Source organism: Megasphaera sp. An286 (assembly GCF_002163455.1).
GTDB classification, from domain to species: domain Bacteria; phylum Bacillota; class Negativicutes; order Veillonellales; family Megasphaeraceae; genus Megasphaera; species Megasphaera stantonii.
Genome location: NZ_NFIY01000001.1, coordinates 1 through 21,251 on the forward strand (window position 1 = coordinate 1; position 21,251 = coordinate 21,251).

The following is a 21,251-nucleotide window of genomic DNA, read 5'->3' on the forward strand; positions in this document are numbered from 1 at the left end:
CATAGCTGGCAAAAGCAGGCGAAAATCCTGTCTGTACTTGACATGTTCAGCATGTGTTGTTATATATAAACCATGAGCTGAAAGTTCTCAAATTCGCTTTCAGCTTACCGAGTATCATAGAAGATCTATGTTTACAGAGATTTTTTCACAGGCTCGGTTGTTCTGATTAAAGACACAACAAAAAAGTAACCGCCCCTAGTCTAGCCCACTATTTGCGATTACTTTTTTGTAACTGATATGTAGGGGCTATAACCGTTTGTCGGTGTAATGCCTCATTTTTATTTCATCTTCATTATACTGAGTATCGAAATTGCCGTCAAGTGAAAGCGAAGGCTGTTGATATGTATGTGAAAAGGTTTAGCCCTACATGTCCTATTGACATATCATCAATACGTCGTGTATTATTTTGCCGTAGGCATTGCACACGCAACGGCAGGCGGTTATATCGCCCCTATCCATTTCGAATGAATGGGGGTGATGCCCATGAACGAGACAAACGTAACACTATTCTATTACTTTTGATTCCCTTAGTGGTACTTTTACAAAAGAAATAACCGCCCATAGCGTCCAAACTTTAGGCGATTAAATCTTGCTTAATGTAGGGGCTGTAACCGTTTGTCGGTGTAATGCCTCGTTTTTTATTTCACCTTCATTATACTGAGTATTGAAAGAGCCGTCAAGAAAAAAACGAAGGCTGTTGATACATGCGGAAATGTTTATGTATTCAATTACTTGACAAGTCCTATGGAATCGGGTACAATAATGTCTGTTAACGGGACGTGGCGCAGCTTGGTAGCGCGCTTCCTTGGGGTGGAAGAGGTCGCGAGTTCAAATCTCGCCGTTCCGACCAGCATAAAAGCCTTTGTTCAGAGCGTTGGACGAAGGCTTTTCTTGTTTTTGCAATACGCATCGTTTGGCGAAAGGGGAAACTGTCATGCAGGTAAAACGCGTATTAGCTGCCGTATGCTGCTGTTGTTGCCTGGCTGGCGGAGCAGTTCAGGCCAGCGAGGAATTTCATGATGTGAAGACTCCCGTCGTAGGAGCGGAATTTCCTGTCGAAGAGCCCGCAGTAAAACCGAATATTCAAGAACGGACGAAGGCTATATTAGATGAGTACAACGACCCGAAACGGCCGAAAACCCATCACGGCGTCGAACTGGGCCACGTGTATATTCCTAAGGGCACGCCGCTCATGCTGGCCCTGCAGGAGCCGATCAGCTCGAAGACCAGCAAGGAAGGCAAGGCCTTTAAGCTGAAGAGCCTGGAAGACGTAGTCATCAACGACGTCGTCGTCATTCCGGCCGGCACGACCTGCGTCGGCAAGGTGCTGAAGGGCCGGGGAAACCGCGGCTTCGGCAGAGGCGGCAAGCTGGAGCTGTCCATTGCGGCGATTAAAACGCTGAACGGCGTGACGGTTCCCTTGAACGGCTATATCAAGGGCCGGGGAAAGAAAAGCTCGACGTGGTTTGCTCCGTGGTGGATTTCGGCATTTTTGAAAGGGAAAGAGCTGAACTATAAGGAAGGGCAGCTGTTCCGCGTGACTGTGAGCCGCAATACGGACCTGAAGGTGACGGGCGACGAGCTGGGCGATGCCATGGGCTACCCTGCCGACGGCAAACCGTCTATCTACGTCAAACCGATGGAATAAATACAGGGGATAGAAAGGGGATTGTATGGATATAGTAATTCGGCCTGCGGCGCCGACAGATTTAAAGGCCGTGACGGCCATTGAAGCGGCATGCTTTCCTGCGGCAGAAGCTGCGACGGAAGAGAGCTTCCGCCAGCGGTTGGCAGCCTTTACCTATTCCTTTCTCATTGCGGAAAAGGATGGAAGGCCTATTGGATTTATCAACGGCTGCGTGACGAATAAGGACGAGCTGACCGACGATTTGTATGAATCGACGGCGCTGCACGACGACGACGCGCCGAACGTCATGGTGTTCGGTCTGGACGTGATTCCCCAGGAGCAGCATCAGGGCTTTGCCGCGGCGCTGATGAAGGCCTATATCGAAAAGGCGGAGTCGCGCCGTAAAAAGCAGATTATCCTGACCTGCAAGGAACGGCTTATCCCGTTTTACGAGCAGTTCGGCTATGAATGCCATGGGAAATCCCAGTCTACGCACGGCGGCGCCGTGTGGTACGATATGGTATTGCCCTTGCCCCGGTGAGCGGGACGTCCTATGAAACCTTAGCGATATTTCACCCTATCTCCTGTCGCATAGCGCAGATCCTATTTCTGCTGCTCATGCGGCAGGAGTTTTTTTGCGCTTGTGTTCCGTCCGGCTTATGCTGCTGGGGCAGGTATGCTATAATAAAAGATACGCAGCATTGCAGTATGTAACTTATCGATAAGGAGCGTTGTCATGAGGCCATTTGTCCATTTGCATGTCCATACGCAGTACAGCTTGTTCGACGGGCTGTGCCGCATTCCCGACATGGTTCAGAAGGCAAAAGAATTGAATATGCCCGCCGTGGCGATTACGGATCACGGCAATATGTACGGCGTCATCTATTTGTATAAAGAAGCGGTAAAGCAGGGCGTCAAGCCGATTTTAGGTTGCGAGGTCTATATGACCAAGGGCAGCCGCTTCGAGAAGAAGACGAAGGAACGGTTATGCCATCTGATCCTGCTGGCGAAGGATTTGAAGGGCTATCATAATCTGGTCAAAATCGTGTCGAAGGGCTTTGTTGACGGGGAAAACAATTACCACAAGCCCCGCGTCGACTACGACCTGCTGGAGCAGTACCATGAGGGGCTTATCGCCATGAGCGCCTGCATCGAGGGCCATATCCAGCAGAATATCCTCAACCGCGACGAAGAAGGAGCCCGGCAGACGCTGGAGCGGCTGGTGCGCATTTTCGGCAAGGACGATTTCTATCTGGAAGTGCAGAATCACGGGCTGGCGGAGGAAAAGATCGTCCGCGAGGTGTTTAAGCGCTGGTCGAAGGAATATGGATTGAAGGTCGTGGCGACGAACGATTTCCATTACATTGAAAAGTCAGATGCCGGGGCGCAGGAAGTCAAATTATGCATTTCGACGGGCAGTACCCTCGAAGACCCGGACCATTTCCGCTTTGCCAACGACGAGTTTTACATGAAGAGCGGTGACGAAATGGCCGAGCTGTTTCCCGATATGCCGGAAGCGCTGGATACGACGCTGGAAATCGCCGATAAGTGCAATGTGGAGATATCCTTTGACGAGCGCCATTTGCCGAAATTCCCCGTTCCCGAAGGGGAGACGGACGAGTCGTACCTGCGCAAGCTCTGCGAAGAGGCCCTGCCGACGCGGTACGACCCGGTGACGCCGGAAGTGCGGGAACGCATGAATTACGAGCTGGACGTCATCAACAAGATGGGCTTTCCGTCGTACTTCCTCATCGTATGGGACTATGTCAAGTTTGCCCGCGACCACGATATCCCCGTCGGCCCGGGCCGCGGCTCGGCGGCGGGCTCCGTCGTAGCGTATCTGCTGGGGATTACGGGGCTGGACCCGCTGAAATACGACCTCCTCTTTGAACGGTTCCTCAATCCGGAACGGGTGACGATGCCCGATATCGACATGGATTTCTGCTATGAAAACCGCGGCCGCATCATCGACTACGTAACGCGCAAGTACGGCAAGGAACACGTGGCGCTGATCATCACTTTCGGAACGCTGGCTGCCCGGGCAGTCATGCGCGACGTCAGCCGGGCCTTGGCGATTCCTCTCGGCGAAGTCAACCGCTTTATGAAGCTCGTGCCGATGGAATTGGGCCTGACTATCGACCGGGCTCTGCAGATCAGCAAGGAATTCCGCCAGGAATACGAGACGAACAGCACGATTCATCACATGGTCGAAGTGAGCCGCGCCCTTGAAGGAATGGTACGCCATTCGTCGACTCATGCGGCCGGCGTCGTAATTTCCGCTGCTCCGGTAGACGATTACGTGCCCATGCAGTATTCAAAGGAAGGATATTTGACGACCCAGTATGACAAGGATCTGGTTGAAGAGCTGGGCCTGCTCAAGATGGACTTTCTGGGCCTGCGGACGCTGACCGTCATCGGCGATGCCGTCAAGCTCATACGGCAACAGCACGGCGTCGACATCGATATCGACGCCATTCCCCTGGACGACCAGGAGACGTGCAAACTCCTGACGGAGGGCGATACGGCCGGCGTGTTCCAGATGGAATCGTCGGGCATTACGACGCTGGTTAAGGAACTGGCGCCAAAGCATTTCGAAGACATGATTCCCCTCGTCGCCCTGTACCGTCCGGGGCCTTTGGGCAGCGGCATGGTAGAGGATTTCATTAAGGGCAGTCACGGCGAAAAGGAAATCACCTATCTTCATCCCTTGCTGGAGCCGATTTTGAAGGACACGTACGGCGTTATCCTGTATCAGGAACAGGTCATGCAGATCGCTTCCGTCATGGGCGGCTTCTCGTTGGGACAGGCAGATTTGCTGCGTCGGGCCATGGGCAAGAAGAAGGAATCGATCCTGAAAGCCCAACGGGAGAGCTTTTTGGCCGGGACGCAGAAAAATGGCATTTCCGACGACATTGCCAACAAGGTCTTTGATCTCATGGTATACTTCGCCGGCTACGGCTTCAATAAATCCCACTCGGCGGCCTACGCCTACATCGCCTGGCAGACGGCGTATTTGAAGACGCACTACCGGGCGGAATTCATGGCGGCGACGATGACCAGCTTTATCAACGATATCCGCAAGATCAGCTATTACATTTCGGAATGCCGCCGTCACGGCGTCGAGGTGCTGGCACCGGACGTCAACGCCAGTGTATCCATGTTTTCCGTCGAAAACGGCGCCATACGCTTCGGCCTTTCGGCAGTCAAAAGCATCAGCGACGTCGTCATCGAGGCTATCGTCACGAGCCGGGAAAAAGACGGGCCCTTTACGTCGCTCAGCGATTTCTGCAGCCGCGTCGATTACCATATTCTAAACCGCAAGATGCTGGAAAGCCTTATCAAAGGCGGATCTATGGATTCCTTCGGCCGGCCGCGGTCGCAGCTCATCGCCGTACTGGAAGAGGCCATGAGCGTCGGGGCGCAGAAGCAAAAGGACGATGCATCGGGGCAGATGGGCTTGTTCGACGACGGAAACGACACTGCGGCGATGGAATTGGCCTATCCCAATGCTCCCGAATATCCCATGGACATGCTGCTGGCTATGGAAAAGGAATACGACGGCTTCTATTTCAGCGGGCATCCCCTGGAAAAATACGAAGACGTGCTGAAGTCCATGACGCCTCTTTCGGTCCTCTTCGGCGAGGATAACCGGCAGTATGACGGAAAAATGCTGTGCATCGGCGGCCTGGTGACGGGACGGCGGCAGGTGACGACGAAGCGGAACGAGCAGATGGTTATCCTGACGATTGAAGATTACACCGGCTCTATCCCCGTCGTCGTCTTTCCCAAGGCTTTCAGCCAGTATATGAATCTTTGCGTCGTCGATATGGCTGTTTCCGTTCAAGGCCGGGCCGATATTAACGACGACGATATCCAACTCATTGCCGAAACGTTAGCACCCTTAGGAGACCAGCCGGCAGAGGGGCACGCCGTGAGCATGGCCGCAGCCGCCCGCCGGGCCGGCGCACTCTGGCAGCCGGGAAAGGGGACGAAGCTGTTTATCAAGATACCGGCCCATCTGGAACGAAGCGACTTGAGCACGCGCCTGGGCGGCGTATTGGAAAAGCATCACGGCGAAGTCAAGGTATACTTTCACCTCATGGGCAGCCGCCGCACGATTTTGACCGACCCGCGGTATTGGGTAGAAACGGAGGATTCCCTGCGGCAGGAGCTGGAAGCCATGCTGGAGCCGGGCTCTGTCGTGTTGAAGTGAGGCTATGCAGAATTGATATAAATAATATAAAATATTTACAGATAATTATTTTAAATTAAGAAAAAATATGATATACTGTAACCATAGCCTTAGCTTATAAACATAAAAGGAGGGTCTCCCATGACAATAGAACGGTTGAAACAAGTAAAAAACGTGATTTCCGACGTGTACCAAGGCTTTGCCGGATGTTCGACCGGCGGTTGCTGCGGCGTCTCTCTCCCGAAAGAGGACCAGGATAAGCTGAAACAATGGAAGCAGGATATGCAGCAAAAATAAAATAGAGAAGGGCAAAGCCCGTATGACAGAGTATAGTATCTGTCATACGGGCTTTTTTTTGCGCAAGAGATAACATATGCCGGCAGGCGTATCATTCCTGCCGGCATGAAATTCAGATATCATTTTTCTGCGTTCAGCGTGCTGTTGATGCGGACGCCGTTTAAGAAGGGGATTACTGGTTTGGCCGTCGTGCTGACCGTTTCGCGGATGCCTTCGAAGGTCGTCGTCAGCATGAGTTTCAGGCGGTTTGTCTGATTGACCGAGCTGGCGCTGGGGTCGTAGTCGATGGCGACGATATTCGTGTCGGGGAAGGCCGCTTTCAGGGCTTTGATCATGCCCTTGCCCGTTACGTGGTTCGGCAGGCAGGCCCAGGGCTGGAGGCAGACGATGTTCTTCGCGCCCCGCTTGATGAGGTCGATCATATCGCCGGTCAGGAACCAGCCTTCGCCGGCGACGTGGCCGAGGGATAAGTATTCCTTCGCCTCGTCGGCAATGTCGTAAATCGACGTGACCGGGTCGAAATGGCGGCTCTTGGCGACGGCTTCGCAATAGGGCTTGCGGTACCATTCGAGGAGCTTCACCATCGATTTGCTGGCCAGGGCCGACATCCAGCTTCCCGACAGGTATTTCTGGCGGAACTGGGTGTCGAGGAGGCCGTACAGGAAGAAATCCGTCAGGCCGGAGACGATGATTTCCCCGCCTTCTTCTTCGATCATGCGCACGATGTGGTTGTTTGCGATGGGATGGAATTTGACGTAGATTTCGCCGACCAGGCCGATGCGCGGCTTCATCTCTTCGCTCATGTCGATGTTGTCGAATTCGTCGATCATGGCCCGGATGTTTTTCTTAAAGGTCTTGACGTCGGCTTTTATCAGGTCGACCTTGCATTTTTCCTGCCATTTTTTGAACAGGCTTTCGGCCGTGCCCTTTACCTTTTCATAGGGCCGCGTGCGGTATAATACCTGCTGCAGCGCGTCGCCGTATACCATGGCCATGACCAGGCGGTGCCAGAAGCCGATATGAGGCTTGAAGCCCGGCTGGGGATTCAGTCCTTTGGTGTTCAGGGAGATAATAGCTACGTCGCTCATATTGGCGTCGGCCAAGGCTTTGCGGATCATGCCGATGTAATTCGTCGCCCGGCAGCAGCCGCCTGTCTGGGAAATGATGACCGACGTGTGCTTCAGATCGTATTTTCCCGATTTCAGGGCCGTAATGATTTGTCCCAGGGACATGATGGCCGGATAGCAGGCGTCGTTGTGGATATAGGCCAGGCCCGTGTCGATGGCTTCCTGGCCCTGATGGGGCAGGAGCTCGATGTGGTAGCCTTCGTGGGCGAAGGCCGCTTCGAACATGGGAAAGTGAATCGGCGTCATAGACGGAGCCAAAATGACGTTCGTCTTCTTGTCGGCCTCCGTGAACAAGGCCTTGTGGTACGAATAGGGTTCCGTCGCTTCCGTGCTTGGTTTCCGGTGATTCATGACGAATAAGAGGGAGCGCAGGCGGATGCGGATGGCGCCGAGGTTGGACCCTTCGTCGATTTTCAGCAATGTATGGATTTTATGACCCTGAGCCAGGATTTCCTGTACCTGGTCGGCGACGATGGCGTCGAGGCCGCAGCCGAAGGAGTTGAGTTCGACTAATTCCAGATTGGGCTGCGTAACGATGTACTGCGCTGCCCGATACAGGCGGGAATGGTAGGACCACTGGTCGACGACGCGCAGTTCCTCCGGCAGGTGTCCTAGGGGAGCGACGCCGTCTTCTGTCAGGACGGCCAGGCCCAGGCTGTTGATGAGCTCGGGGATGCCGTGATTGATTTCCGGGTCGATGTGATAGGGACGGCCGCAGAGGACGATGGCCCTGTCGCCGTCTTTTGCCAGCCGTTCCAGCGTGGCCTTGGTCAGGTCGCGGTATTTCTGTTTATACGCTTCTTCCTCGTCCCAGGCGGCCAGGGCGGCTTCCTTGATTTCCTTCTTGCCGATATTCCATACGCGCAGCTCTTCCTGCAGGCGCGGTACGATGCGTTTTTTATCGTGAAGCGGCAGGAAGGGGCAGAGGTAGAGGGTGTTCGTGTCAGACAGGCGTTCCACCATATTGTGGCGGATGACTTCGGGATAGCTCATGACCATGGGGCAGTTGAAGCTGTTGTCCCGGCTGCCTTCCTGGGGGCCGTTTTGGATGCAGGGATAGAAAATGCGGTCTACGCCCTTTTCCAGCAGGTTTTCGATGTGGCCGTGGACGAGCTTGGCCGGATAGCAGGCCGAATCGGAGGGGACCGTGTCCATGGCCTTTTCAAACAGTTCCTTGGAGGATGGGTCGGACAAGACGACAGTGTAGCCCAGCTTGGTGAAGAAAGTAAACCAGAAGGGATAGTCTTCGTACATGTTCAGCACGCGGGGAATGCCGACGGTGCCGCGGGGGCCCTGCTCCAGCGGTTTGTACTGGTTGAACAGCAAATTGTACTTGACCTTGTACATGTTGGGCAGCGCTTCCTTGCGGGCTGTCGTCGAGCCGGCGGCGCCCCGTTCGCAGCGGTTGCCCGTAATGAAGGAACGGCCGTCGTTGAAGGTGTTGACCGTCAGCAGGCAGTTATTCGTGCACAGGCCGCAGTGGCGGATCGACGTGGCGACGGATAGGCCGGCCAGATCCTGCCGGCTGAGCAGCGTCGTCTTGGCGTGGTCGCTATGGTAGGACGAGCGGCAGATAAGCCCCATGCCGAAGGCTCCCATGAGGCCGGCGATGGCCGGCCGGATGACCTGGCGGCCCAGGAGCTTTTCAAAAGCCCGCAGCACGGCGTCGTTGTAGAAGGTGCCGCCCTGGACGACGATGTATTTGCCCAGCTTTTCCGGGTCTTTTACTTTTATTACTTTATATAAGGCGTTCTTGATGACCGAGTAGGACAGGCCGGCGGAAATATCCGCGAGGGTCGCTCCTTCCTTCTGGGCCTGCTTGACCTTGGAATTCATGAAAACGGTGCAGCGCGAGCCCAGGTCGATAGGGCTTTTGGCCATCAGGGCTGCCTTGGAAAACTCTTCGATAGACAGGTTCAGCGACTTGGCGAAGGTGTCGAGGAATGAGCCGCAGCCTGACGAGCAGGCTTCGTTGAGGAGGATGTCCTCGATGTGGCCGTCCTTTAAGCGGCTGCATTTCATGTCCTGCCCGCCGATGTCGAGGATGAAATCGACGTCAGGGCAGAAATGGGCTGCCGCCTGATAGTGGGCGATGGTTTCGACTTCGCCGATATCGAGGTGCAGCGCTTCTTTCAGCAGGGCTTCGCCGTAGCCCGTAATGCCGGTCTTGGCGATAAACGCGCCGTCGGGCAGGCGGCTGTACACTTCTTCGATGATCTTTTTGGCGGCCATGAGCGGGCTGCCTTCGTTATTCTGATAGTGCGTATAGAGGATTTTCAGGTCTTCGCTCAGCAGGACGGCCTTGATCGTCGTCGAGCCGGCGTCGAGGCCCAGGTAGCACGGCCCGCTGTAGGCGGCCAGGTCGCCGTAGGGGACGGTATGCTGCGAGTGGCGCTGCTGAAATTCGCGCAGCTCTTCTTCGCTGTCGAAGAGGGGATCGATGCGGTCCGATTTTGCCAGAGACGATTCGTCGACGTTTTTCAGCTGTCCCATGAGGTTCATGAAGGATACAGGCGTTTCGTCGAAGCTGCCCAGAGCCGCGCCGATGGCTACGTATACCTGGGCGTTTTCCGGCGCGACGACGTGGTCGTCGTCTAAATGAAGGGTCTTGGCGAACTGACGGCGCAGCTGCGGCAAATAGGTCAGCGGGCCGCCGAGGAAGCAGACCGTGCCCTTGATGGGACGGCCGCAGGCCAGGCCTGTAATCGTCTGGAAGACGATGGACTGGAAGACCGACGCGGCGACGTTTTCCTTGCTGGCCCCTTCGTTGAGGAGGGCCTGGATATCCGTTTTGGCGAATACGCCGCAGCGGGCGGCGATGGGATACAGGGTATCCGATTTTTCGGCCAGATCGTTTAAGCCGCTGGCGTCGGTGTGGAGCAGCGTGGCCATCTGGTCGATGAACGCGCCCGTGCCGCCGGCGCAGTTGCCGTTCATGCGGTGTTCGTTGCCGCCGGTCAGATAGGTAATCTTCGCGTCTTCGCCGCCCAGCTCGATAATGACGTCCGACTGGGGGTAATAGGTGCGGACGGCCTTCGTGCCGGCGATGACTTCCTGAACGAAGGCGATGCCCAGGTAGTCTGCCAGGGCGATGCCGCCGGAGCCTGTAATGGCAATGGTGATTTGTTGGTCACCGAAAATCTCATAGGCATTTTGCAGCAAATCCCACACCTTTTGGCGAATGTCCGTGTAGTGGCGGACATAGCACGCGTGCAGGCATTGCTTGGCGTCGTTGAGGACGGCGATCTTTACCGTCGTCGAACCAATGTCAATGCCTATATGTAATATGTTTTTCATGTGAGTCACCTTATCGGCTGCAAAGCCGATCTTTCTGATAATCTATAGATGCAGGCGCCGCGTTTAAAGGAATACGGCGCATATAAGTCTACTCTATATTGTACCATATGGAGTCAAAACTGTAAGGTGCCGGAATGAGAATTCATATGAAAATTTTACCTCCACCTATGAGCGATACGTATACAATTACTTCCTTTTGTTTACTCTTTTGTGTTACAATAACATATAGTTAAGAGACAATATAGGAGGTACTCATGAAAAAATTTGTGACAGAACATCAGTCTCCGTACTTGGACCTGAGCGCAGAAGTATCGGAAATTTTATATGAAGGCAAATCTGATTTTCAGGATATTATCGTAGCCGATTCGAAGGAATTCGGCCGTATGCTCGTGCTGGACGGCGTGTTCCAGACGTCTGACAAGGACGAGTTTATTTATCACGAATGCATTACCCATATCCCGCTGTTTTTGCATCCCAATCCGAAAAACGTCCTCATCATCGGCGGCGGCGACGGCGGCGCAGCTCGTGAAGCCGTGCGCCATCCCGAAGTAGAACACGTCACGATGGTCGACATCGACGGCAAGGTCATTGAGCTGTCGAAGCAGTTTTTCCCGGCGATTTCCAAAGCCATGCGGGAAAACAATCCGAAGCTGACCGTCAAGGTCGGCGACGGCATTGCCTTCATGCGCGAAGCGAAGGATTTCTACGACGTCATCATCGTCGACTGCTCCGATCCGGTCGGCCCCGGCGAAGGCTTGTTTACGTATGAATTCTATAAAGACACCTTTAAGGCATTGAAGGAAGACGGCTTGTTTGTACAGCAGACGGAATCTCCCTTTATGCACAGCAAGCTCGTGCGGGAAATCAAGGACTGCGTGTCCGATATCTTCCCCATTACGCGCCTGTACACGGCCTTCATTCCCCTGTATCCGACGGGCATGCACTGCTTTACTATGGGCTCGAAGAAGTACGATCCCCTGACATGGGAACCGAACCGCAAGCGCACCTTCCCGACGAAATACTACAACGAAGGCATCCAGCGCAGCGCTTTCGTACTGCCGAACTTCGTAAAAGACGTCCTGTATGGGGAAAAAGATCGCTAAGCGAAAAAAGTACATAAAAAATATAATTTTGCTATTGACATTGCATCTGTGAAATGATATTATAATCTACGTTGACGGCGCTTATAGCGCAGCTAAGGGCGCTGTCGCGCAGATTACAATATGGCGGGTATGGTGAAGCGGTCAACACGGCGGATTGTGGCTCCGTTACGCAAGGGTTCGAATCCCTTTACTCGCCCCATAGGGGTATAGCCAAGTGGTAAGGCACCGGACTTTGACTCCGCTATGCGCTGGTTCGAATCCAGCTACCCCTGCCAGCCATGATTCACTAGCTCAGTCGGTAGAGCACCTGACTTTTAATCAGGGTGTCCCGAGTTCGAATCTCGGGTGAATCACCAGTTGGAAAACCGTCTCTCAAGAGGCGGTTTTTTTGTTATTTTTGTTTGCGCGTACTGCAAATTCATTTATAAAGAAGAGCAAGGATATATCTTTATCAGGGGTATATCCTTGCTCTTTTTTGTGTAATTCCCATATGCATGTATGAAGAATAGGAATATCAATAAAAAATATTTTCAATGTAATAAATATATGTTATACTTAATAAAAATAATTATATATGGTAAAAATAGGTTTCCTGTAATTGAAAAGTTTTGAAGCGCGTAGAAAAAATGTTCAATTAAATTTTAAATTGTGTCAAATGTTTTTTTTGCATTTTATGTCATGGATTTTATTTTTTTTTGAAATTTAACGTTATTCTGAACATGCCTGAGCCTGCCGAGGTATAGACGCAGGCAGGAAAACGTCCATGTTCAAATTTAAAATTGGAGGGTGCAATGAATAGGTTATTCAAAGTCATATTTAATAGAAATAAATGCTGTTATGAAGTTGTTTCTGAACTGGCGCGCAGCTGCGGAAGATGTAAAAGCAGTGTAATAAAAGGGGCTGAAAAAGGCAGTCTTGCGGCTGCGGTGCTGCTGATGCTGTCTTATCCCCTAGGGCCAGTCAACGCAGCATATGAGACGCTGTTCGATTCGGACGGTGTTAGTGTCTCCTATGATGAAGGGACGAAGAAACTGCTTATACGCCATGACGGCAGAGATACGGAAGTGGACGGCCGTTTTATTATAAGCGGCGGCACATATGACAGCTATCTTATGACGATTACCTATAATCCAGATACACAGAACTTTACAGTTGTAAAAAAGGGAACAGCTGAACCGCGTCCGGCGCTAGCCTCCATGGCAGCTGCTGTTTCAAACATCGGCATTTCTGCTGCTCCGACGGCTGCTGATGATGCATCGGCAGCATCGAATGTTGTCTATGATAGTAATTCTAATAGTGTCGTCATTCTTAATTCAGATGGCAGTATCCCTTCAGACTCCGGTAATGGCCCAGTTAAAGACAGTATATTGCTGAATCCGAGCAGCACTACGCATACTGTGAATACATCTAATTCTCAAAAATCTATTTTAATCGGTACAGATGCCCGTGTAGGACATGACGATGCCTTTGATGAAGTAACGACTAGAGCCGGGTACAGCGCTAAAAATGAAAAAAATGGGGAAAGCAATATAGTAATCGGCAATGATGCCCGTGTTATTACCAATTACTATGAAGGCCCGAAATCCAGCCATGAATACAAAAAGAGCGTAATTGGGACGGCTAAGAATCGTGATAACAATACTGTAATTGGTAATGGAGCAATGTCATCTGGCCGGGAAACTGTTGTTCTTGGATTTGGCGCATCTACAGTCGTCGATCCCGATGATACCAACGCATATAATGACTACGCTGTAGCCATTGGCTCAAAGGCTCGTTCCCAAGGATATGGGTCTGTCGCTATTGGCTATGCTGCGCAGGTCACAGGATATGACTCTATTGTTATCGGGAGCAGTGTTCCAACAAACAAATCCATGTATACATTGGGATTAGCGCGAGACAGCGTTGTTATTGGCTCAAATTCAATTGGCTTTGAAAATACCAGCATATCTGTGGGACGGAGAAATTTGGTTGGGGTTCCTAATCCTGATTTAATTACGCAAGACGCTAAGGGGTATTGGATTTTAAAAGCCACGGCAATTCACGATATGAAGACTGCAGACAGCGTGGCTGTCGGCACCTCGCTTGTCGTACCCAGCCAGGGAAGCGTGGCTTTGGGGAAGATGAACTATGCGAAAGGAACGGCGAGTACTGCTGTCGGGAAAGGCGTGCAAGCTCTAAGCAATGGTGCGATTGCTATTGGTCAAGGGGCGCCGATTGATGGCGTACTGCCGGACGAATATTGGAAGCTTGACTTGGTAGATAAGACAAACATTGCGGGGGATGTCCTGGCAGGATCTAGGAGCAGACCTTTAAAAAAATACAGAGAGTATTTATCTGCAGATGACCCCGGAGGATTTCGCGTTATCGGTGAGAATGCCGTCGGTATAGGCTCATACGGACAGGTACGCGGCGATGGCGCAGTTATGATTGCTTCTGGAGCAGCTCCTTTTGATGCTTCCAATCAGAAAGCATATGAAGCAGAAAACATGGCAGTACAGCAGGCAAAATTAGATATTGCTGCCAAAGAGGGAGTATTAGAAGCCATAGAGAAGCAGAAAGATAAGAACAGCCCGATTACTGATAAGAATACAAAGGATCTTGCAATCTATCTTGAAAAGACGTATGGGATTGGTTATGACGCAGAGCATGATTTTGCTGGAACTATTGCGGACACTTTGAGTCGTAATATAGTTGAATCTAAACTGAGTGCAGCAAAACTAGCGTCTGATTTCCGCAAAAAATGGCTTGAAGGCAAATATTCTTTCGTCGAAGGCGAGGCTGCTGTCGGCTTAGGCCGTTTCGTACAGGTCCATGGTGACCGCGCACTGGCTATTGGGGATCATGCTATTGTAGGCGACGGAGCCGACAAGACTGCAGACGACGCCATTGCTATGGGCGGGTATGCAAAAGTTACTGGAAAGAACTCATTAGTCTTCGGTTTTGGCGGAATGGAAAGAATTCATATGGATGGGACGGCAGAGACGCTAACGGAGCCGCAGTTTAATCTTGTTTCCGGGGCACGTTCTATCTTATTGGGCAGCTACAGCAAGGTGCTTGGAGATAATGCCTTTGGAATCGGCAATAACCTCAGCGTAGACGTAGATTACGGTATTTCTTTGGGAGACTATTCGTCTGTTTCTGGAGCGTACGGCTTGAATTTTGGCTACAATGGAACGGTAGACGGCAAAAATGGGATCAATATAGGTTCAATGGGGAAGGCTGCAGCAGAAAACGCCTTGAATTTTGGGACAGAAGGGATGTCCAGCGGTACCGATTCTATCAATATCGGCACGGAAGGCAGGGCGACGATGAATAACGCCATATCCATTGGCTATCGGGGACAGGCGACGGGCGACAGTACGATTGCGCTTGGCGGCTTCAGTATTGCCGATCATGATAACTCTATTGCGATTGGCGCCAATGGAACGGTACATGCTGTAAATTCTGCATCTGTCGGAGTGGGATCTGCCGTGATGGCGCGGAATTCTTTGTCTCTTGGAAATTCGAATGCCATTGCGATTAACCGCAGCATTCCCTTGGGAGTTTTGGCTGATGATGATATTGCGCATGCCCTGACAACGGCCAAAGCTACACTGGATAATGGAGGCGTAATTGCTTCCAATATTGCGGAGGCTCAAAAGGAAAATGATGCTGCAAAACTGCAGGTGTGGACCGCTTACAAGCAGGAGGCTTTTGAGGCTATCGGAAAAGACGGAATAGCCGCGCAAATTGATAAGTATCAGAAGGCGTATGACGAGTCCAATGCCGTATCCGGAGCGCAGCGCGATGAAGATGCTATTGCTGCTGCCAAAAAGAATTTGGATTTATGGATGGCTTATCAACAAGAGGTTCAGCCCCTTTCCAATGTGACGGCAATCGGGACGGCGGCAGAATTTAAAGCTCTTCGAGATAAGTTGTTGGGCGACAATTTTATCGCCGATGAACGCCGGTTAACGCCAGAGGAATCGGCGCGATACCGAATCTTGGCGGCAAAGCGGTATGATGTTCCGCTCCATGACGTCGTGGCATTAGGGAATAACATTACGGAAACAACGCTGAATTCAGTTTTCCTGGGAAATAAGGCTGCGTATGTGTCCTTTAACCCTGAAAATGTTACGCCGGCTCAGCCACTTTTGAATGCTGACGGAAAGAACATCATACAGGCCGACGGCACGATTGCTTATACTCCTGTTGCTGATGAAGGGAATACGACTAGAGGAATAGATACTTCATATACTAATGAAGTGGTGTATACGTATCGGAGAAATAAAGACGGACAAATTGAAATCATTCGCGTGTCTCACGATTTTGCCGGAGCCAGGAATGTTGTCGGAGTAGTCAGTGTCGGCGGTGAAGTTGCCGGATACGATCAAAAAACGATTAAGGTGACGGATCCTGAGACGGGACAGATTGTCGATAAAACCGTGAAAATTCCGATTGTCGCTACGAGACGTATTCAGAATGTCGCGCCGGGACTACTGTCGCCTACATCGTCAGATGCCGTTAACGGCAGTCAGTTGTATGCGTTAGGTCATGTTGTCGGTAATTTGGCAACCAGCGTGGCCGATCAAATTGGATCCAATACGACGATTACAGAGGACGGAAAAGTTGTGTTTGACGATGGAGCATATGGAATCGGCGGCACAAAAGAGGCACCGACTCATGCATATAATCTCGTTGATTTTATTAATATGCGTCGCATAGAGCTCCGGGGCGATACCGATTGGCATCGGGGCAAAGACGGGCAATGGCAGATGATAAGCAATAGTCCGGGGATGGCTGAAATTCATGCGAAAACGACGGCAGACGGGCATACGGTATATGAAGTACATGTAGATCAGTTTATGGATACACAGGCCCGAAACGGCAATACCGTTGTCAAAGCCGAGGATAACTACTGGTATGAAACAGCTGAGTTAGAGGATAAAACGTATATTCCCGAAGAAAACAAGTGGTATGCAAAAGCCGATGCCGCTGTCAATGAAAGGCAAGCTGACGGGAAATGGTATGCGAAAGCTGATATTCAGGATAAGGCTTATGTCAATGGCAAATGGTACAACAACAGCGATTTGGGAAAGGATGGAAAAACCTTTTATGAAAGCGATCAGAACTGGTATAATACATCCGATATGGTCAACGGCAAGCCTGCTGCTAATGCACGCCCTGTAGCGGCTCCTGATGAAGCAGCTGTTTCTGAAGCGGCAGTTGATCCTGTTTCGAATCCGAATAAAGCTGTGTTAGAAAATGTGCTTATTGATCCGAATAACCATACTCCGACGCTGCTGAACGGCATAGAAAGCCTGTTTGAGACGACGGTGACGGGAAACGGCGTCAAGGAGAACACGGAATTGGGGGATATAGGCCTCGGTACCAATACGTTTATTGCGGCGCTGAATGACTCTCCTGCTGAAAAAAGCCATTATGCGGCGACAGTCGGCGACTTGAAAAAAATGTCAGACACGCCTCTGTTTTTCTCTGGCAATGCCGGAACTGCTGACGAATCAGAGAATGGAGCGAATACCTTCCCTAGAAAATTGAGTCAAAATATCAACATAGTAGGCGATATAGAGCTGTCGAAAACCGATGCAGCCGGGAAAGCGAAAGAATTAGCTGCTATGGTAACAAACGGCAATATCGGCGTTGTATCTGACGGCAAAGAAACGCTGACGATAAAAATGGCTTCTGATTTGAAGGGGCTTCATTCTATTACGACGACGGAAACGTCAGACGACGGTACGACACGGACAACTGTCGTAAATGGATCTGGCGTGGAAACGAATGGACATGTCGTCATGACAGGCGGCAGCACAGGGGACAATACCGCTCCTAAGGCGGATATGATTGTCGTGCAGGGGATGCCTGGCGCAGACTCTGCAAAGGATACAGGAACAGGATCTGGCAGTGAAAGCTCTCTATCGTATATGGATCGGATTCAATATACGGATAGTGCCAGCAAGGCGCATCAAGTGGCGACGCTTGATGATGGATGGTTCTTGCAGGCCAATGGAAATAGTCCGGTTTCTGTCAAGCTGAATGATACGGTTCAGCTGAAAGACGGAATCAATGCAAAGGTTTCTCCTATTGCGTCAAAGGGCGGAATTCATACGTTTCAAATTAATGTAACTGGTCTGCCGCTGGTATTTTCGGACAACGAGGGCAGCATACTGACGAAGATAGGCGATGTCTATTACCGGGAGGAAGATATCGAAAACGGCTCTCCGAAGCCGGGTGCTGACGCTATCTCACCGAATCAGATACGAGCTGCCATTTCCTTAGTCGGTGCTGACGGGAGCAGGACGAATCCGCTGCAGCTTGAAAATCTGGGCAGCGGACTTATGGCGAAAGACGGCAGTTCTGTATTGCTGTCTGAAGTGACAGACGATAACCCCGTTTGGAATAATGCCGTCAATGTAGGCGATTTGAAGAATGCTGTTGCTTCGCTGACGACAGGCAGCGCTGGCGGAGGATTCGGCTTGACCGGCAATGACTGGAGTAAGGCGGTAATGCAGGATTTGGGAAATACGATAGCTGTTCAGGGCGGTATGACGGACAGTGAAGCGCGTACAGATGTGAATACCTATGTCAGCGTTCAGGAACGTCAGGGAAAAAACATTTTGGTCGTGGAAATGGCTAAAAATCTGCAGGATTTAACATCTCTGTCGGCTAGCCAGGACGTATCTGGCAGTGACGGACAGTCTGTGCGTCAGACGACGATTCTTGACGGAAATGGCGTTGTAATCCGGACAGAAACGCAGGGAGACAATCCGACGACGACAGTCCATACGAAGTTGACTGAACAAGGATTGGAAACAACAGAATCCATAGCTATTGCCGGAGGCGGTAAAGACGGTCCGGCCGCTGTATTGAATAAAGACGAGGACGGCGCCGGGCATATTATTCTCCAAAGCAGCGGCAATGGTGGAGAAGTTCCCAAGGCCGATATTTTGGTTAGCCGCGGAGATGGTGCGCTGGATAACAATACTGGAATATATGAAGACAAGCCGTATATGGATCGCCTGCAATATACAGACAGTGCGCTGAAGGTTCACCGTGTAGCCACCCTTGATGATGGCTTTATATTGGATACGAACGGCAATAATAAGAAAAAGGTTTTCTTAAATCAAACCGTTAATGTCGTAGACGGCGTCAATACAGCTGTATCAGAGATTAACGATAATGAGGGAATATACTCGTTTCATGTCGACGTGACTGGCTTGCCTATGGAATATGTCGATGCAGACGGACAGGTACTCGTACGCATTGGCGATACCTTCTATACGAAAAACAGCATAAAGGATGGCTCTGCTTCCGGAGCAACAGAAGGTACCCCTGTCAATATTCGCCTGACAGAAGCAGCTGGCCGCGGAGAAGGTGATGTACCGACGCTGACTCAGGTAGGCAGCGGTCGCCGGAGCGGTGCGAGAACAGATAGTACCCCGTGGGAGGCTTTCTTTGACTCGGCTTCCGAAAAGACGGTTGCACCGATGCTGACTAATGGCGCCAACATCGGCGATGTAAAAGCAGCTATTGAATATATTGCAAAAGCTGGAACCGGAACTGGTGAAACAGGCGGGTTTGGTCTGAAGGGCAACAACGGTACTGTACGGCAGGATCTGGGGAGTGTCATTGCGGTGAGAGGCGGTATGGATGATACTGCCAAGCGCACGGATGAAAATACATATGTCAGCGTTCAGGGCGAGACCAAAGAACTCGTTGTAGAACTGGCTAAAGACCTGAAAGGGCTGACATCGGTAACGACGACTGGTGAAAATGGAACGAAGACCGTTCTCAGCGGTACAGGAGTAGAGGCGTTGCGGACGACTAAAGACGAGCAGGGCAGCGAAATTGTTGAGAAAACTGCTCTTACTGCAGGCGGAGTATCCCTTGAAGACGGAAAAGGAGGTTCGTACACGGCTTCTGCAGACGGAAGCATTATTCGGGATGCTGAAGGCAACCAGACCGAAACAAACAGCGGCGGCATTGTAATTACTGCTGCCGGTCGTGAGTCCGTATCGCTGACAGAAACTGGTTTGAATAATGGTGGAAACCAGATTCAGCATGTTGCCAGTGGTCTGACAGATGAGAACGGAAAAGCAATTGATGATTTATCGAAGGCCGTCGATACTAACGCTGTAAATGTCGGTGACTTAAAGAGCGTGTATAATGCATTGACGACCAATTTGTCCAACACCGTAAATACGCAGCCTTTAACCTTTAAAGGTGACAGCGGTGCGCCTATTACCCGCAAACTTGGAGATACGCTGGCCATTAAAGGCGGGGCCGGCGGTACGCTGACTTCGGGAAATATCGGCGTTGTGTCTGATGGCAGCGATACGCTGAATATCGAACTGGCTGACACGCTTACAGGGCTGAAAGGCATTACTTCTGATACAATTACTGCCAATAGTTCGCTGACTGTCGGCAAGGAAAAAGATCAGACTACAATACTCGGTTCGGAAATGATTTCCGATAAGAATGGCAGCAAAACGACTATAAGCGGCAACCAGATTCATACATCTGATGCATCGGGAAATCATACGATGCATATTGATGGTGACCGCATCATTGTACAAAATAACGAAAATGGGCCTGGTGGCGGCAGCAAGAGTATCTTTGGTTCGGATCAGATTTATCACGTTGACGGCAGCGGAAACGAGGTAGCTATTCAAGGCGATACGATTACGGCCCGCGGCAAAGACAATCAGGGCAATATGCATGAGACGGAAATAAATCAGAGCGGCGTTGCTTCTTCCGCAACGGATCAGGACGGCACTGTCGTTCGTGCCGCCGTCATTGATGACGGCGGCCTGACGGTTCGGGCTAATCCGCTGAAGCGTCAGGACGGCACTGTGTTACAGGACAGTGACGGCAATCCTGTTTATGGGACGGAGACGCATGTAGCTGAAACGGGTGTTGTCATTGTCGGTGCTTCGGAGTCTGGGCGAGTATCTGCTGTTTCCCTGACAGCAGACGGACTCAATAACGGTGGGAATCGCATTACAAACGTTGCCCCTGGCGTAGATGCGACCGATGCTGTCAACGTGTCGCAGCTTCATGGCATGGAATCCAATCTTCGCAATGAAATCGGCGATGTAGGTGCCGCATCGGCAGCATTAGCCGGCTTGAAGCCTATTCAGTATGATCCGCTGGAACCGACACAGCTCATGGCTGCTGCCGGTACCTATCGAGGCAAGCAGTCGGTGGCTCTGGGGATTGCTCATTACAAAAATGAAGATCTGATGTTCCATTTCGGCGCGACCATCGGTTCTGCTCATACGATGGCCAATATCGGCGTTACCTATAAATTCGGAAGTCATGATGAAAAGAAGGTGATTCCGGAACGGTACAAAGCAGGCCCTATTAGTTCGGCATATGTCATGCAGGATGAAATTACGGCTCTTAAGGCAGAGAATGCACGCATGCAGGCTGATGGAGAAAAGCTCAGTGCGGCATACAGCGAATTGAATGAAATGTATAAGCAGGTACAGAAGGACAATGAGGAAATGAAACGCCAGCTTGCCTATTTGATGGAGCGCGTAAAGGGATAAGAGAGAAACATATTCTATATAAAAAAGAGAATCTGTCCGCACGGACAGATTCTCTTTTTG

7 protein-coding genes and 4 tRNA genes are annotated in these 21,251 nt (G+C 51.2%); 10 read left to right on the top strand and 1 reads right to left on the bottom strand.

The genetic code is table 11. The annotated features are described in order from the left end of the window. The first annotated feature begins 773 nt into the window (after positions 1-773). The 5 genes from B5F80_RS00005 to B5F80_RS11310 all read left to right on the top strand — a co-directional run bounded on the left by B5F80_RS00005 (position 774) and on the right by B5F80_RS11310 (position 6,116). Positions 774-850: transfer RNA gene (locus B5F80_RS00005), tRNA-Pro, on the top strand. A gap of 84 nt (positions 851-934) precedes the next feature. Continuing rightward, positions 935-1,648 (top strand): hypothetical protein, encoded by a 714-nt coding sequence (locus tag B5F80_RS00010; protein ID WP_087476765.1) that lies wholly within the window; start codon positions 935-937, stop codon positions 1,646-1,648. A 25-nt stretch (positions 1,649-1,673) separates the two neighbouring features. Further along, positions 1,674-2,168, top strand: a complete 495-nt coding sequence (locus B5F80_RS00015) for a GNAT family N-acetyltransferase (RefSeq protein ID WP_087476766.1) — start codon at positions 1,674-1,676, stop codon at positions 2,166-2,168. Between the two features lie 195 nt (positions 2,169-2,363). Next, positions 2,364-5,840: a DNA polymerase III subunit alpha gene (locus B5F80_RS00020; RefSeq protein ID WP_087476767.1), complete on the top strand. Its 3,477-nt coding sequence runs from the start codon at positions 2,364-2,366 to the stop codon at positions 5,838-5,840. 120 nt (positions 5,841-5,960) lie between these two features. Continuing rightward, positions 5,961-6,116 (top strand): hypothetical protein, encoded by a 156-nt coding sequence (locus tag B5F80_RS11310; RefSeq protein ID WP_162860304.1) that lies wholly within the window; start codon positions 5,961-5,963, stop codon positions 6,114-6,116. A gap of 119 nt (positions 6,117-6,235) precedes the next feature. Here the strand turns inward: B5F80_RS11310 and B5F80_RS00025 are convergent, their stop codons facing one another. Beyond that, positions 6,236-10,540 carry a 2-hydroxyacyl-CoA dehydratase gene (locus B5F80_RS00025; RefSeq protein WP_087476768.1) on the bottom strand — a complete coding sequence of 1,435 codons (4,305 nt, stop codon included), beginning with the start codon at positions 10,538-10,540 and terminating at the stop codon, positions 6,236-6,238. A gap of 254 nt (positions 10,541-10,794) precedes the next feature. Between B5F80_RS00025 and speE the strand changes: the two genes are divergently transcribed. The 5 genes from speE (at position 10,795) to B5F80_RS00050 (ending at position 21,191) form a co-directional block, all read left to right on the top strand. After that, positions 10,795-11,643, top strand: coding sequence for a polyamine aminopropyltransferase (gene speE, locus B5F80_RS00030; protein WP_087476769.1), 849 nt, complete (start codon positions 10,795-10,797; stop codon positions 11,641-11,643). 123 nt (positions 11,644-11,766) lie between these two features. Beyond that, positions 11,767-11,842, top strand: a tRNA-His gene (locus B5F80_RS00035). A 1-nt stretch (position 11,843) separates the two neighbouring features. Beyond that, a tRNA-Gln gene (locus tag B5F80_RS00040) sits at positions 11,844-11,918 on the top strand. Positions 11,919-11,923: 5 nt separating this feature from the next. Beyond that, positions 11,924-11,999 (top strand) — tRNA-Lys (locus B5F80_RS00045). 435 nt (positions 12,000-12,434) lie between these two features. Continuing rightward, on the top strand, positions 12,435-21,191 hold the full coding sequence (locus tag B5F80_RS00050; RefSeq protein WP_087476770.1) for an ESPR-type extended signal peptide-containing protein: 8,757 nt from the start codon (positions 12,435-12,437) through the stop codon (positions 21,189-21,191). The last annotated feature ends 60 nt before the right edge of the window (positions 21,192-21,251 follow it).